This window comes from Bacillus sp. FSL E2-8887 (genome assembly GCF_038007205.1).
Lineage (GTDB): Bacteria > Bacillota > Bacilli > Bacillales > Bacillaceae_G > Bacillus_A > Bacillus_A mycoides.
This window is the reverse complement of the sequence record NZ_JBBOWS010000001.1, coordinates 1,303,783-1,317,245: the sequence shown is the minus strand read 5'-3', so window position 1 is coordinate 1,317,245 and position 13,463 is coordinate 1,303,783. Positions and strand designations below refer to the sequence as shown.

The 13,463-nt window shown below is 34.8% G+C and carries 14 protein-coding genes, 2 other RNA genes and 1 riboswitch; of the genes, 3 read left to right on the top strand and 13 right to left on the bottom strand.

The window, feature by feature from the left end:
• Positions 1 to 23 precede the first annotated feature (23 nt).
• From NSQ08_RS06630 to NSQ08_RS06605, 6 genes are all read right to left on the bottom strand, one after another.
• On the bottom strand, positions 24 to 164 hold the full coding sequence (locus NSQ08_RS06630; RefSeq protein ID WP_001228051.1) for an FbpB family small basic protein: 141 nt from the start codon (positions 162 to 164) through the stop codon (positions 24 to 26).
• Positions 165 to 501: 337 nt separating this feature from the next.
• Positions 502 to 1,368 carry a 5'-3' exonuclease gene (locus tag NSQ08_RS06625; RefSeq protein ID WP_002135339.1) on the bottom strand — a complete coding sequence of 289 codons (867 nt, stop codon included), beginning with the start codon at positions 1,366 to 1,368 and terminating at the stop codon, positions 502 to 504.
• A gap of 132 nt (positions 1,369 to 1,500) precedes the next feature.
• Positions 1,501 to 2,226 carry a P-type ATPase gene (locus NSQ08_RS06620; protein WP_340772743.1) on the bottom strand — a complete coding sequence of 242 codons (726 nt, stop codon included), beginning with the start codon at positions 2,224 to 2,226 and terminating at the stop codon, positions 1,501 to 1,503.
• A 354-nt stretch (positions 2,227 to 2,580) separates the two neighbouring features.
• A riboswitch (M-box (ykoK) riboswitch) is annotated at positions 2,581 to 2,746 on the bottom strand.
• 203 nt (positions 2,747 to 2,949) lie between these two features.
• Complete coding sequence (locus NSQ08_RS06615) at positions 2,950 to 3,336, bottom strand: DUF350 domain-containing protein (protein ID WP_002086561.1); 387 nt, start codon at positions 3,334 to 3,336, stop codon at positions 2,950 to 2,952.
• Positions 3,333 to 4,568 (bottom strand): glutathionylspermidine synthase family protein, encoded by a 1,236-nt coding sequence (locus NSQ08_RS06610; protein WP_340772739.1) that lies wholly within the window; start codon positions 4,566 to 4,568, stop codon positions 3,333 to 3,335. The genes NSQ08_RS06615 and NSQ08_RS06610 overlap by 4 nt, the downstream gene beginning before the upstream one ends.
• A 3-nt stretch (positions 4,569 to 4,571) precedes the next feature.
• Complete coding sequence (locus tag NSQ08_RS06605) at positions 4,572 to 4,883, bottom strand: hypothetical protein (RefSeq protein ID WP_002126505.1); 312 nt, start codon at positions 4,881 to 4,883, stop codon at positions 4,572 to 4,574.
• An 83-nt stretch (positions 4,884 to 4,966) separates the two neighbouring features.
• Between NSQ08_RS06605 and NSQ08_RS06600 the strand changes: the two genes are divergently transcribed.
• On the top strand, positions 4,967 to 5,416 hold the full coding sequence (locus NSQ08_RS06600; RefSeq protein WP_002030848.1) for a hypothetical protein: 450 nt from the start codon (positions 4,967 to 4,969) through the stop codon (positions 5,414 to 5,416).
• Between the two features lie 55 nt (positions 5,417 to 5,471).
• On the opposite strand, the gene ssrS (NSQ08_RS06595) is transcribed toward NSQ08_RS06600, so the two are convergent.
• The 5 genes from ssrS (NSQ08_RS06595) to NSQ08_RS06575 all read right to left on the bottom strand — a co-directional run bounded on the left by ssrS (NSQ08_RS06595) (position 5,472) and on the right by NSQ08_RS06575 (position 7,573).
• Positions 5,472 to 5,655, bottom strand: a non-coding RNA gene (gene ssrS, locus NSQ08_RS06595) — 6S RNA.
• Positions 5,656 to 5,676: 21 nt separating this feature from the next.
• Positions 5,677 to 5,859: non-coding RNA, 6S RNA (gene ssrS, locus NSQ08_RS06590), on the bottom strand.
• 116 nt (positions 5,860 to 5,975) lie between these two features.
• Complete coding sequence (locus tag NSQ08_RS06585; RefSeq protein ID WP_340772730.1) at positions 5,976 to 6,809, bottom strand: sulfurtransferase; 834 nt, start codon at positions 6,807 to 6,809, stop codon at positions 5,976 to 5,978.
• A gap of 2 nt (positions 6,810 to 6,811) precedes the next feature.
• Positions 6,812 to 7,084: a YpbS family protein gene (locus tag NSQ08_RS06580; RefSeq protein WP_002030845.1), complete on the bottom strand. Its 273-nt coding sequence runs from the start codon at positions 7,082 to 7,084 to the stop codon at positions 6,812 to 6,814.
• Between the two features lie 21 nt (positions 7,085 to 7,105).
• Entirely contained in the window at positions 7,106 to 7,573 is a 468-nt protein-coding gene (locus NSQ08_RS06575; protein WP_002189027.1) for a GNAT family N-acetyltransferase, read from the bottom strand.
• Positions 7,574 to 7,644: 71 nt separating this feature from the next.
• Between NSQ08_RS06575 and NSQ08_RS06570 the strand changes: the two genes are divergently transcribed.
• Positions 7,645 to 7,899, top strand: coding sequence for a DUF3931 domain-containing protein (locus NSQ08_RS06570; RefSeq protein WP_000369740.1), 255 nt, complete (start codon positions 7,645 to 7,647; stop codon positions 7,897 to 7,899).
• A gap of 3 nt (positions 7,900 to 7,902) precedes the next feature.
• On the opposite strand, the gene NSQ08_RS06565 is transcribed toward NSQ08_RS06570, so the two are convergent.
• Positions 7,903 to 11,562, bottom strand: a complete 3,660-nt coding sequence (locus NSQ08_RS06565; RefSeq protein WP_340772723.1) for a dynamin family protein — start codon at positions 11,560 to 11,562, stop codon at positions 7,903 to 7,905.
• A gap of 218 nt (positions 11,563 to 11,780) precedes the next feature.
• The gene (locus NSQ08_RS06560; protein WP_165689454.1) at positions 11,781 to 11,936 is read right to left on the bottom strand and encodes a hypothetical protein; all 156 of its coding nucleotides are present in this window, start codon (positions 11,934 to 11,936) and stop codon (positions 11,781 to 11,783) included.
• Between the two features lie 354 nt (positions 11,937 to 12,290).
• On the opposite strand from NSQ08_RS06560, the gene NSQ08_RS06555 reads away from it, so the two are divergent.
• Positions 12,291 to 13,454, top strand: a complete 1,164-nt coding sequence (locus NSQ08_RS06555; protein ID WP_340772717.1) for a DUF418 domain-containing protein — start codon at positions 12,291 to 12,293, stop codon at positions 13,452 to 13,454.
• Positions 13,455 to 13,463: the final 9 nt, after the last annotated feature.

Here is a 13,463-nt window from a genome sequence, read left to right as displayed (position 1 = left end):
AGCTTTTTTCATAAACAAAATTATCAATTGCTAGCAGCACTATATGCTACATGTCGTTTCTCAATCCGTTCTTCAATTTCTTTCATATTCTCTTTATTAGTTAGTAGGGATTGTTTATTTTCTATTAATAATTGTTTAAAGGATTTTCTCACTTTTTTTCGCATGTTTATTTTCCTCCTTGGGGGATGGTTTATATAAAAGATAACTTGAAACTTTAATCAATGAGAGGATTTACCCTCACTAATTATTAGCCTACATCAATCGGGCTTTTACAGGGAGTTACTCTTCCATCATCACTCTTTATTCAGCTATAATACTGAGATAGAAGTCCTATCTCCCGTTAATGTGGGATAAGGATTTATCTGTGTGTCCTTATAATAATTGATTGTTGTGAATTCCATTTGAACTTCAGATGAAAATTCCGTTTATTTTCTGACAACTTTGTGAACAAAAAAAAGAAAGGTTAATCAAAAATATATTTGATCAACCTTTCCATGCTCTTTAAAGCATATTAATTAATATTTCAGGTCTTCCCCAATTCATTTCGTTACAAACAAAGCGTAGTTTTTCTTCGTCCATTGTGTGTAACCCTTCTTCTAATAAGCATGAAATTGGAACTTCACAATGAATTTGCGCTAATTGTAAAGAGATATTTAAATTTTCTAAATCACTTTCAATTTTTGTGCGCTGCGCTTTCGTTAATGATGCTATATTTTCTAGCACTGCCGATACTGTCCCGTATTCTTGAATCAGCTTATACGCTGTTTTTTCACCAATACCTTTTACACCCGGATAATTATCACTTGTATCTCCCATGAAAGCTTTCGCATGAACAATTTGCCAAGGTTCTACACCTTTCTCTTCCATGATTTTTTCCGGTGTGTAATACTCGTAATTTCCAATTCCTTTACGAAGAAGCATAACTGTAACATTCGTATCAACAAGTTGAAGTAAATCTGTATCACCTGTCAAAATATAAACTTCCGCTTCATTGCAATATTGTTTTGCAAGCGTACCGATACAATCATCCGCTTCATAACCTTTCATACCGATTACAGGCATAGATAATTTCGCAGTCATTTCTTGCACTAAATCAAATTGCGGAATTAATTCTTCCGGCGGTGCTGCACGATTTGCTTTATAATTCGAGAAAGATTCCGTTCTAAATGTCGTACTTCCCATATCCCAGCACGTTACAATGTGCGTTGGTTCGATTGCTTGTGTTGCTGTTAATAAATGCTTCATATAACCATGAATCCCATTCGTCGGGGTACCATCTTGTCGTTTCATAAATTGTCCATATACACTTGTTGCGTAAAAAGCACGAAATAATAGTGCCATACCATCAACTAATAATACTTTTTTCATAATTCCTCTCCTACTAACAAAAAATAATAACCTCACGTTATCACGTAAGGTTATATATAGATTACCATTCTACGTTTTTGTTCAACTTTGTCTATTATACATTGTTTTTGTATATTTAGCATCATTAACACATTAAGACATTCTACCGCAACAAGTATGAAGTATTCCTGAATACGTATTTTTACCTGTCGAAACAACTACAGCCTTTGCATTTCCGTCAACAATATACGTACCTTTGAAACATACATTTTCAAGTTCAAGTGGATTATAGTCTTTCATCCGTTTTAATGGAATAAATCGTTTACGTTCAAGATGATAGCAACTTTCAAATTTCTCAATACTAGCACCGTTTCCTGTCAGCATAGATTCATTTACTAATAAATCATTTGCATAAATAATACGTACATCTGCTGGCACTGTATCGCCCTCTGCAAGAAAAATCATATCTCCAGGTACAAGCTCTTGTACTGGTAATTTCATCATTTTTAGTTCACTGTTTAGCCCTGTTACGCTACAGCCAGCTACTCTAGAAACAGTAACTGTTTCACATTGTAATTCATCACCCATATTTTGTTTTGAAAGACCTGGGATCATTCCACTTAGCTTCATCATTACTTCCGCAATACGCGCTCTTTTTGAAGTTAATTCATTTCGTCCGTATACTTGAATACGCTTTTGTGCCTCTTTCATAGATAGTCCGTCTCTTGTTGTTTTAAAATACGCAAATACAGATTTTACATCTCTTGTTGCGATTTCAATTAATAAATCTTTATTTTTTTGAAGCATTGTTTGTTCTTTCATTGCTTTTTTACTTAATTTATACGAAGTGTCACCCACACTTTTATTTACATATAACATATTATCGTCTCCTCCTTTACAACATAGGAAGAAACGCTTTGTTTCTCAATTTATCCACTTTACTGTGAAAGTGTCTAGCGCTTAAATACTCGAATAAACGCTACATTATGATAAATATAGAGGGAGGAACAAGTCGTTTCCTGCCTACATCATATATTTTTGATTTGAAGTATATGGGTAACGGAACCGAGTCAGAATTTGACATGCTCCTCACCTCCTCTTTAATTTTTTAGTTATAATCTATACTATGAAATTACTCATAGTTTGCTAACAAAAAAGACCCTTACTCATAAGAGAGCAAAGGTCTTTGCATACACAAATAAGCGATTCCTAATATAATACAATTAGAAATCTATGGACCTCTCCCTCGCCGAGTTTTAGCACTGTATAGCATAGGTTCATTACCAGCTACGTTAAGAAAAACCTTAATTCGATCATTCCTGTTGACCCATTGGCGTCTCTCGACATTTTTGGGCAGTAGCATTTCTCTATACAGGAGCCTCACCTAACAGAGACTTATTATAATTACATAGAAAATGTTACTCTTATTTAAAATAGATGTCAACACTTTGTATGGAAACTTGTCCTTATTACAATAACTATCTCGAGTTTAGTACACTAATACGCATCCTGCTCAGCGTTCGGCTACATAAATTAATTGAACACATATTGCAAAAAATTAGCAAATGAAAAATAAAACCCTTACGTTAAAATGTAAGGGTTTTAATACGTTACACAACCAGCAATTACAATTCCGATGGAAAGTGATAAAAACATAAGGAAAAGACCAACTGCTTGATTATCTTCTTCAAGACTTTTATTAATATTAAAACGTGGTGTAAGCCATTCCGCTAAATAAAAGACAATAATTTGAGCTAAAATCCCAACAGCTCCCCATGAAACCATATCAAGAATTGAAATAGAATTAGCAGCCGTTGAATATAAAACGATAGCAAGACCAAGTAGTCTTCCTCCAAGTACATAGCTTACCGCTTTATTCCCTTGAGCCATTAACTTAAATTCCTTAACTTTCGTTGTCACTTCCATAAGAAAAAGACCGATACACAAAAGTACAAGTGATACTGCTAAATATAGTAAAAAATTAATCATTTATTTTCCTCCTTCTTAATACCTACCGGTAAATAATACGATTCATTTCCCGTAATTTTTTCTCCGGCACGTATACCGATGCTGCTCGCTTTTCCAGCAATTAAAAAAGCCCCAAACACGTACGACAGCTTCTCAATTCCTTTTTCAGTTTCCAAAAATACAACTGGAAGCTCTGTATATTTCTGAAATATAGGCAGTGACGATTTATACGTTTCATGTGCATTTCGAATCATAATATTTGTATCCTTATCACGAATCGTAATCGTGTCACCTTCCCTACCGAACGAAGGTTTTTGAACGAACGGACTTTTCCCAAAAAATAAATCTGGCTCTAAATATGTAGGAAGCATATATTCTTTAATCCACTTTTGTTCCTCACCTGTGTAAAAAGCACCTTCTTCTGCTAATCCCCAAATAAGACATTGAATTGATTTCGGCTGAAGTAAAAAGGCCGACAAAGGATTTATAATAAAAAGCTTTCCTTCTTTTACAAGTTGCAAAAGTTCTACTCCCACCAAATCCCCCGTTTCGGGATCTTGATCTTCAATTAAGTCTTCAATTGGATATGTTTGGCGATACAAAACATCAATTGGTACACCATCTCTATCTACTAAAGCATCATCTGTAATTCTAAGTTCTGTCATTGGCATTACTTTATTTTCAACATGACATAGCCTACTCAAATACATAGTCGTATTCCAATCTTCTATATGTTCAGGATGAGCTGTGAAAACAACATTTGGATCTTCCATTCCTTTTGTAAACTCCATTACGGCTTTTGTAATACCAGAAGAAAGTAAGCGCTCTTGATTTGCATTTGGATCATCATAGTCAAGTTCTTCACAAACTTTTCCATTCATTTGAAAGCATTCCACAATAAAAGTTGGAGTATCACTATTAAACTCAAGCATTTTAATACGATTATCCTCTGTTAAAGCAAAATCAAATCGTGAAATAACAGATTCAGGATACATCCCTTTCAGTCTAATAAAAGGCAAGCTTGCAGTTGGAAAACCGAGTTCAAGAAGCTGTTCATTAGATAAATTCCGAAGAATTCTAGCAGTCTTAAAAAATATTTTCCCCATTCGTTCAGTTGCTACTTGTAATTGTTTCATCGTTTGCTCTGTTATCGGGAAAACATGAAACAAACTATACTCACATTCATATAAATCCGACCAAAAATTCGGATATTTCGAATAAAACTCTTTTCGATCCCTTATGTATTGCGACATATGTTAGCCCCCAAATCCTCCCTTTGAACCGCTTCCAATTCCACCTTTAAATTCGGCCGAAGATTGATAAGTTTTAAACTCTGATGAATTTTTGAAGGTGGATTTATTTTGATAGTATGTACCACCATAAAAGTAATGTCCACGATAACCTGAACTACTATCATCACACTGCCAAACACCAAGCTCATCATCCCAATCCCAATCAGAACAACTATTATCATTCGGTTCGGGGGGAATATCTTGCGCGCAGCCAAATAAAGTGCCCGTCATTAAAGATGTTAGGACACCACCTACTAGCCATTTCGTTTTTGTCACCTTTGCACTCCCCTTTTTAAATTATATTTCTATTATATAAGATGTCATGATAAAGTAGAAGAAAAAGGAAGAAGAGGGATAAAATGCGATTGGAATATCGGCTCAATGATGAAACAAACGGGTATCCAGCTTTATGGAACTACGCAAATATTTCTAATTCTGAAATTGTCGCGCGCATGACTTGTGAATATTTTATAAAAGATGGAAATACATATATCGTTACTGCAACTTCAGTAGATCCAGACGGAACAGCAGTGTTATATATACAAAAAGAAGTTTTTTCCAACGACCCTTCAGATCCTACATACTCGCACATAGGTTTTGAAATTAGAGAACTAAAGGAAACCTGCTCAATTATGATAGAAAGTAAAGATATTTGGAATTACGAGGATATCTTACCCTCTCTCCATTCAGATATTATATATATTCAACGGGATGGAATACATTTGGAATTCACCCTCGATTCAAGAGAAATTGATGAAGACCGCAAGTGCTATATTTATTATGGGAACTTTACAGGTAAATCGAGATAACATGAGTATATTTATTCAACAAAAAAACCTTACGTATAAAACGTAAGGTTTTTTATATAGTCCCACATATGCCGTTATCTATAGATGTCCATAAACCTGCTCTCACAGGTGGATGTTCTCACAAATGTTTGTAACTTCCTTCTTAAAAAGATGGCCTGCTATCTACATTTAAATATTGAACTTCCGCATTATACTTATTGGTTTAAGACATACACAAGCTACGTACACCGTAGGAATTTTATATACTATTAGTTGAAATAAGACCCCCGCAAGTGCCGTCTCTCGTAAATGTCCAAAAACCCGCTACTCGCAGGTGGATGCCCTCACAGTTACCGTATATCTTCCTCCACAAGGAAGGCTTGATAATGGTCACTAAATATTGAGCTTCCGTAAAACTAACATCGGTTTTAGACATAAATAAGTTACGCACACCGCAGGATGTATTATTTACTTGTCGTTATATTATCACATTGTTTCCAATGTGTAAAATATAATTTTTTTGAAGCAATCTCTTGCTTGTGACCTTATTTTAATACAAATTATTTTTGCATGCAAGTGATTAATCTTCTTCTTTTGCAATTTGATTTTCTGGATAAGAAATCCAATCGCTCCAGCTACCTGTATACAATTTAACATTTTGAAAACCAGCTAATTTTAATGCAACTATGTTCGGACACGCTGTAACACCAGAACCACAATATACGATTGTTTCCTTCTCCTTATCAAGATTTTGGAAACGCCCTTGCTGTTCCTCTTCGTTTTTAAAGTGTCCCGATTCTAAAATCCCATCTTTCCAAAAATAGTTTACTGCCGTCGGAATATGCCCTGCCTTCGAATCAACAAGCTCTTCCGCACCAGCATAACGTTTTGGTTCCCTAGAATCAATTAATGTCATATTTGCACCTGCACGAATTTTCCCTCTCACATCTTCCATCGTTACAAGCATATTTTCTTGTATTTCCGGTATAAAAGGTTTTCGTGCAATAACTGGGATATTCGGCGTTGTGTGTAATCCATTCTCTTTCCAAGCTGGAAATCCACCGTCTAATATATACACTTTCTCATGTCCTACATAGTTTAATAACCACCATAAACGAGAAGCCATTGCACCAGCTTGACTGTCATACGCAATCACTGTCATATGTTCATCAATTCCGGCCTGTGAAAGCTTGTCTGCAAACTCCTCAATATTTGGCAACGGATGGCGGCCACCATGTTCTGCTACAGGACTTGATAAATCTAAATTTAAATCAAAATATAACGCATGAGGAATATGTTCTTCCTCATACTTCTCTCTACCCCAATTAGGATTCGCTAAATCAAATCGACAATCGATTATACGGACATTCTCATCTTCTATATGCTCACGTAACCATTCGACTGTAACAACCATCTTTAACGACCTTCTTTCTCTTGCAAACGACCTACATACTCCATAACCATATCTTTTGTAACAAGTTTACGCTGCAGTGTAACACCATTTTTTGCAAGATCATTAATTTGCTTTGTTACAACATTAATGATATCAACCGAAAATTCTTTCCCCTTTGACGCAAGAGATACGGCTGCTTCAATAGCTGCTTCACGCTGCGCATCTAATTGTAAACATGCTTTTACACTTTCATTTTGTTTACGAGAATGTGCTGTAATTGCTTTATGTACTTCCATCTTCTCTTCCCCCTAAATAAGTTATACGTTCTTATTCAATTCCATTGCAAGCCGAATCATATCACGACATACAATCCCATTTTCAATAATCTCTTCTTCATAATGCTTTGAAAAGTAATCAAAATCAATAGAAAAAATACGAAATCCACATTTTTGATATAAAGCAAGTTGTGAAACACTAGAATTGCCTGTACCAACTTCAAGTTTTGACATACCATATCCTTTAGCAGTTTCTACGGCATGACTTAATAGCTGCTTTCCAATCCCTTTTCCTTGCAAATGCTCTACAACCGCAATATTCATAATTTCCATTGTCCTTGGTCTTGTTTCCAAAAGCACATATACACCGATGATTCTTTCTTCTTGTTTAGCTATATACGTAAACCCACTCTGTACATATGCATCAATTTGGCTTTCACTTGGATCAGCAAGGAGTAATAAAGATTTCGGTATAGCTTCTTTCGAAATACGCTCTATGACAACAGACATAAAAATTCCCCCTCCTCTATTGTTCTAAACCCCCCTTGTCTACCATAGATAATAGAAAGGAGGGATTCACCATGGACAACAATGAGAAAAAATGCAACGTCATCTCTATTGATGGAAAGAAAAAGAAGAGCGACACATATTCCTATCCAAAATTAGTAGTAGAAAACAAAACGTATGAGTTTTCTTCATTCGTCTTATGCGGTGAAACACCAGACGGCAGACGCTTAGTTCTTACCCATATGATTTCTACTGATGAGTTTGCAGGGTTTGTAAAATCTTTAGATACTGTACTACAAAAGAAAATTGAACGAATCTTTTTTTCATAACAGCTATTTAATATAAATTTCTTTTTCAATTTCTACTAACTGCTTTTGTAGCTCTTCTTTACTTTGTTCGTATAGTGATACATCAATTGTTTCAGCTAAAGCGAATAATATACTTTCATAATAATTCTCAACATCTTGCTGCATCACCTTTTGGAATAGGTTCCATTTTGCATCCCATTCTTGCTTATAATGATGAACGAATAAATCTTCTTCATCAACTACATAGTTTGATACGAAAGGTTCTAACACTCCTTTAGCGTCTTCTTGCATAAAAGCTTTATCATTTTTTTCAAAAAAGCTTTTCTCATTTTTAAAATGTGCTAGTGCCTTTTTAAAATCTTTTATTTCTATTGAAGGAAACGGCTCTTTATGTGTAATAATTTTATATTCATAATCCACTGTTCCACCCATAGAAATCGATTCATTTTCCACTTTGCAATTCACAACAATTTCATCCTTTGCACGCTTCATCGCTTCATCTATCCATTTTTCAAGACGTAATGATGTCGCACGCATTTCTTGTAATAAATCATGTTGAATAAATGAAACTAATTCCATTACACATTGCTGCAACTGCATTTTCACATTCCCATCTGTTCGTAACGACGCCGGATTAATAAATTCAGTAAACACATCGTTATAGCGTAAAAATAGACGTTGGTGTACATAATAAAGCAATTCTTTCACTTCATTTTGCATTGCTTGCTCTTCAGCAAGTACACTATATGATGAAATAATATGAAGTAGCTGATTACGCTCTGCTTCATATTTTTTTGTTTGCTTCTCTTTCTCATCATTTCCCTGCTTTGCGCCATTTATCATATTTACAAGAAGCTGATTCGCTCCTTGCAATGCACCATATAAAGCATGCACAGATACAAGCATTAAATCCCTCATCATAAAGGACGTAAATGATTCTTCAAACTTAGTAATCCCGGAGTTTTGTAAAATACCATACTTTTCTTTATCAATACTTTTCCCTTGCTTTTCTTCAAGCGCACATAAACTTGAAATTGCAAATAAACGTGGATTTCTAATACCGTATTGCAGGAGCTGATCCGCAATATAACCTTTTACCATTTCAAGTTCTTCTTCAGATTGCGCTAAATCGGCAGCATTTATTAAGAAGAACATTTTATCAAGTGCAAATGTATCCTTTACACGACCGAGCTGAATTAAAAACTCACGATCTGCACGAGAGAAAACATGATTATAGTATGTTACGAATAAAATAGCATCTGCGTTTTTAATATACTGGAATGCAACATCCGTATGACGCGCGTTAATAGAATCCGCCCCTGGTGTATCTACAAGAGCTACTCCTTGCCTTGTTAAAGCACAATCATAATAAAGCTCCATATACTCAACAAAGCATGATTTTTCTTCATTAGCTACATAATCAGAGAACTCCTCTAACGTAACTTGTAATTGTTCCCCTAAATGATTAGCAACTGCCTCATATCCTTTTTGTACCGCTCGCAAAAAGCTAAATGTTGTTTTTTGCTTCCCGCTTGGTGAAGGGTATTTCATAATTTGATCAATTTTCGTTAACGCTTCTTCCAATGTAGCAATTTCATAGTGAAACATTTTATAAACAGCTTTCATATCTTCTAACAGCGCTTGCTCTGATTTAAACTGGACAATTACCGTTCCATGTTGTTTATCTTCTGTAACTGGCAAAATTTGATTTATTGTTGCTGTCGTTGGGTTTGGCGATACAGGAAGTACCTTTTCACCGAGCAATGCGTTAGCAAATGATGATTTCCCAGCACTAAAAGCTCCAAATAACGCTACTGTAAATTGCTTCGTTTCTACACGCTGTCTTTTTCCAACTACTTCTTGCTGTAGATGTTTCAGTGTAGGCAATGGATCTAATATCGTTTCAGCTTTCTTCACTTTTTCTAATATACGCTGAATATTTAAAGCTTTCGTTCCTTTAATCTCTTCTTCACTAGCCGCTACGTTATCATTTACAATTTCTTGCTCTTGTAGTGTAAACTTCTCACTAACAACTTGTTTTTCACTTTGTAATATTTCGTCTATTTGCAATCCATCTGGTATAGAAACATTTTCATTCCAAATATCTCCTAAATAGCTCTCATATTCCTCATACGTCTTAATGTACTGTAATTTTGTTTCTTTTGCTGTTTGTAACATCGTATATTTTTCAATTTCTTCTTCAATACGAGCAATCTCTATCTTCACTTTCTTCTGCAATATACCCGTACTTTTTCCAAAGATTTGCTGAGATTTCATAAAGTATCTTTTCTTTAACTCATTTGCAACGTCAGCAGTATAAAGAAGTAAGTAATCACCGGTAAATCCAGCCCCCTGTTTAATTGTTTCAGCCAACACTTCCGGTCCGAAAGCAATTTCTAACGCATATATGTCTTTCCCTATTTCCTCTGTAAATAACCCTTCTTCTTTTAAGAAGGCTACAATAAATTCTTTCACATGAAAATCAAGTTGCGTTTCAACAGTCTTTTGAAGAGCAGAATAAAAAGCATCTACACGTCTCTGTTTTTCTTGCTCCGTTTTTCCTTTCGCAAATAACAAGCCAACTTTAAACTTCGTTAATTTCGTTTCTAAATATTTATTTGCCAATTCTCTCATTTCAAATGGCATTAAATACGCGTTATCTAATATGGCTTGTAAACCTTTTATAAATTCATTTCTCACATCAGATTCTTTACTAGCCACCCGATTTTTATTTTCAGTTAACTCTTCCTTTTTTTCAACTATCTCTGAAAGTGACAGTGGTGATGTTAATTCTTCTTCATATTTCATGAGATGTTTTTCATTTTCAGAAAGAATAAACGAACAATGTTCTTGCAGTAAATATTCTGTTTCTCGCTCCATTCCCTTTCTTACATACTGCTCTTTTTCTTTCATGATAGAAAAGATTAATGCTTCTAAACTTTGAATTTCATTGTATGGATGATTCATCATTCGCAATGATGTATAGAAAATACCATCTACTTCAATATCCCAGTTAGAAAAAGACTGTTTTACACTATCTCTATACTCTTCAAACGATAACTCATTTGCTTTATGTTTATCTATTTGGTTTACAACGAGATAAACCGTTTTATTACGTTGTTTCAATTCTTTAACAAACTGTAAGTTAACCTCTGATTGGACATGGTTATAATCCATCATATAGAAAATAACATCTGCTAGATGCAGTGTTGATTCCGTCGCTAATTGGTGGGCATCATCCGTAGAATCAATTCCGGGCGTATCAACTAACATAACCCCATCAGGAATTGGCGCATCATTTCGATAAATATGAACACCAATTACTTCATCACCGTCTTTACATATTTGTTTTAATTCTTCTGCTGAATATGCGCCGTCATATTCGTACTGTTCTCCAGACTTAATCGTTACAACAACACGATCAGATCCTCTTTCAATTTTAACAACGTTAGCACTCGTTGGAATCGGACTTGTCGGTAATAATTGCGCTTTATATAGGTGATTCATCATTGTCGATTTCCCAGCAGAAAAATGACCACAAAAAGCTAGCATAAGCTGCTCTTGTTTATATTTTTGAATCACTTCAAACAACTTCAAACTATTCTCTACATCGCCGTTTTTTTGCCACTCTTCATAAAAACAAACAAGTTTTTTCATACCGTTTGTCTGTACTATGTTTGTCATCCCCTTGTTCCCCTTTATCCAAGATGTATATACTTTATCCCGCTATTTGTGGGCAGTAAAAACCCGTTTCGTGCAGGCTATTAATCAGTGAGGGATAGACCTCCCCGCTGATTAAAGTTTCACTTTATTATCATACTAAATTTTCAGCATATTCACATCAAAAATAAAAAATCCCTTTCATTCTTTTTACAAATGAAAGGGATTTTATGTAATATTATTCATTTTGTTGTTCCTACTCCATTTAATACATACTTTGTAACACCAACATATATAGCAATCGTTCCTACAACAAGTGCATACACCATATTAACACACCAACCTTTTTTGATAATGATTATCACTTTTGAATACATTTTATCATTAAAGAGAATCATTATCAACAAATTTCTAAAAAAAGAAAGCTCCTTCGGGAAAAGGAGCTTTACTGCCTGTTTTAAAGAAGTTTAAAACTTGCTGTGCACTCTTATTATATCTCATAATGCACATCTTAGCAGTTTTAAAAATTGGAAATTACCTATATACCCTCCTCTTTACATTTTGTATAATAGAGTGAAACTGTAATTAGTGGGGATATTTCCCATACCCACTAATTATTAGTTGAACCAATCGGGCTTTTACAAGCAGTCGATCTCCCACCTAACTTCCTCGTATTCACTGAATTTTGAGGTGGGAGTCTTACTGCTTGTTAATGCGGGATAAAAGGGAATTACTTAACAAGGAGGAAAATAATGACACAAAATATTTCACAAGGCGAGAGGATACATTCCATCGATATCATTAGAGGAATAGCTGTACTAGGTATTTTTCTTGTTAACTGGCCAGTTATCGCTGGTGTTGATTCTCGAGACATTTCCGGCGTTTATGATGGATTAGACAGCTATATTCGCTTGTTTTATGACATGTTTATTCAAACAAAATTTTATACTATTTTTTCATTTTTATTCGGATTAGGTTTTTATATCTTTATGAGTCGTGCTGAGGCGAAAACAGATCATCCGAAAACTTTATTTGTTCGCCGCTTGCTCATTTTATTATTATTTGGGTTCTTGCATTACGTTCTTTTATGGGACGGGGACATTTTACATAGTTATGCAATCGCTGGATTTTTCTTATTGTTATTTTATAAGAGAGAACCTCGTACTATTTTGATTTGGGCATTAGTTTTACTAAGCATTTTTCAATTTTTAATGCTAATTACTAGCATTGGAATTGCCTTAATGCCAAGAGATGAGCTAGGACTCTCCTTACCAATCATGCCATTAGAGGACTGGATGTTACAAATACAAAATCGTTTCCATGCGTTTTATTCTGAAGCAATTGGGCTAAGTGCATTCATGCTTCCAGAAACAGTTGGATTATTTTTGCTTGGTTTATATGCTGGCAAAAAAGATATTTTCCGCCGCTCAAAAGAATTAGATCCAAAACTAAAAAAATGGCAAATTATTATGTTCGTTTTAACATTACCAATGTGGTTCTTTATGGTTCGTTATTTCTTGTCAAAACAACCTTATGATCCGATTTACATGAGTGCCTTTACAATGTTTAGCGGAAAAACATTATTCATCTTCTACATTTTCACACTCATGCGCTTATTACAAAAAGAAAGATGGCAAACATTATTACGTCCGTTCCAATATGTCGGACGAATGGCGTTAACAAATTACATCACGCATACGATTGTTACGTTACTTGTATTCGGCCTATTTTTCAAAAATTATTATCCCGCTCCATTATGGGTGGGACCACTATTTTGCATCGGCTTTTATACGTTACAAATCTTTATTAGCCGCTGGTGGCTGTCACGTTATCAATATGGGCCACTTGAGTACATTTGGCGTCTTGGTACGTACGGGAAAATGATGCCACTTAAAAAGAAAAGCAAGGTCTCATAATGAGACCTT

Coding starts and splice junctions, on each gene's coding strand:
- NSQ08_RS06575 (WP_002189027.1), bottom strand. CDS start 7,573: ATGTCTGTTGTCATAGAGCGTATTTCGAAAGAAGCTATACCGAAATCT.
- NSQ08_RS06580 (WP_002030845.1), bottom strand. CDS start 7,084: ATGGAAGTACATAAAGCAATTACAGCACATTCTCGTAAACAAAATGAA.
- NSQ08_RS06615 (WP_002086561.1), bottom strand. CDS start 3,336: ATGATTAATTTTTTACTATATTTAGCAGTATCACTTGTACTTTTGTGT.
- NSQ08_RS06610 (WP_340772739.1), bottom strand. CDS start 4,568: ATGTCGCAATACATAAGGGATCGAAAAGAGTTTTATTCGAAATATCCG.
- NSQ08_RS06625 (WP_002135339.1), bottom strand. CDS start 1,368: ATGAAAAAAGTATTATTAGTTGATGGTATGGCACTATTATTTCGTGCT.
- NSQ08_RS06600 (WP_002030848.1), top strand. CDS start 4,967: ATGCGATTGGAATATCGGCTCAATGATGAAACAAACGGGTATCCAGCT.
- NSQ08_RS06570 (WP_000369740.1), top strand. CDS start 7,645: ATGGACAACAATGAGAAAAAATGCAACGTCATCTCTATTGATGGAAAG.
- NSQ08_RS06565 (WP_340772723.1), bottom strand. CDS start 11,562: ATGACAAACATAGTACAGACAAACGGTATGAAAAAACTTGTTTGTTTT.
- NSQ08_RS06620 (WP_340772743.1), bottom strand. CDS start 2,226: ATGTTATATGTAAATAAAAGTGTGGGTGACACTTCGTATAAATTAAGT.
- NSQ08_RS06555 (WP_340772717.1), top strand. CDS start 12,291: ATGACACAAAATATTTCACAAGGCGAGAGGATACATTCCATCGATATC.
- NSQ08_RS06560 (WP_165689454.1), bottom strand. CDS start 11,936: ATGATTCTCTTTAATGATAAAATGTATTCAAAAGTGATAATCATTATC.
- NSQ08_RS06585 (WP_340772730.1), bottom strand. CDS start 6,809: ATGGTTGTTACAGTCGAATGGTTACGTGAGCATATAGAAGATGAGAAT.
- NSQ08_RS06630 (WP_001228051.1), bottom strand. CDS start 164: ATGCGAAAAAAAGTGAGAAAATCCTTTAAACAATTATTAATAGAAAAT.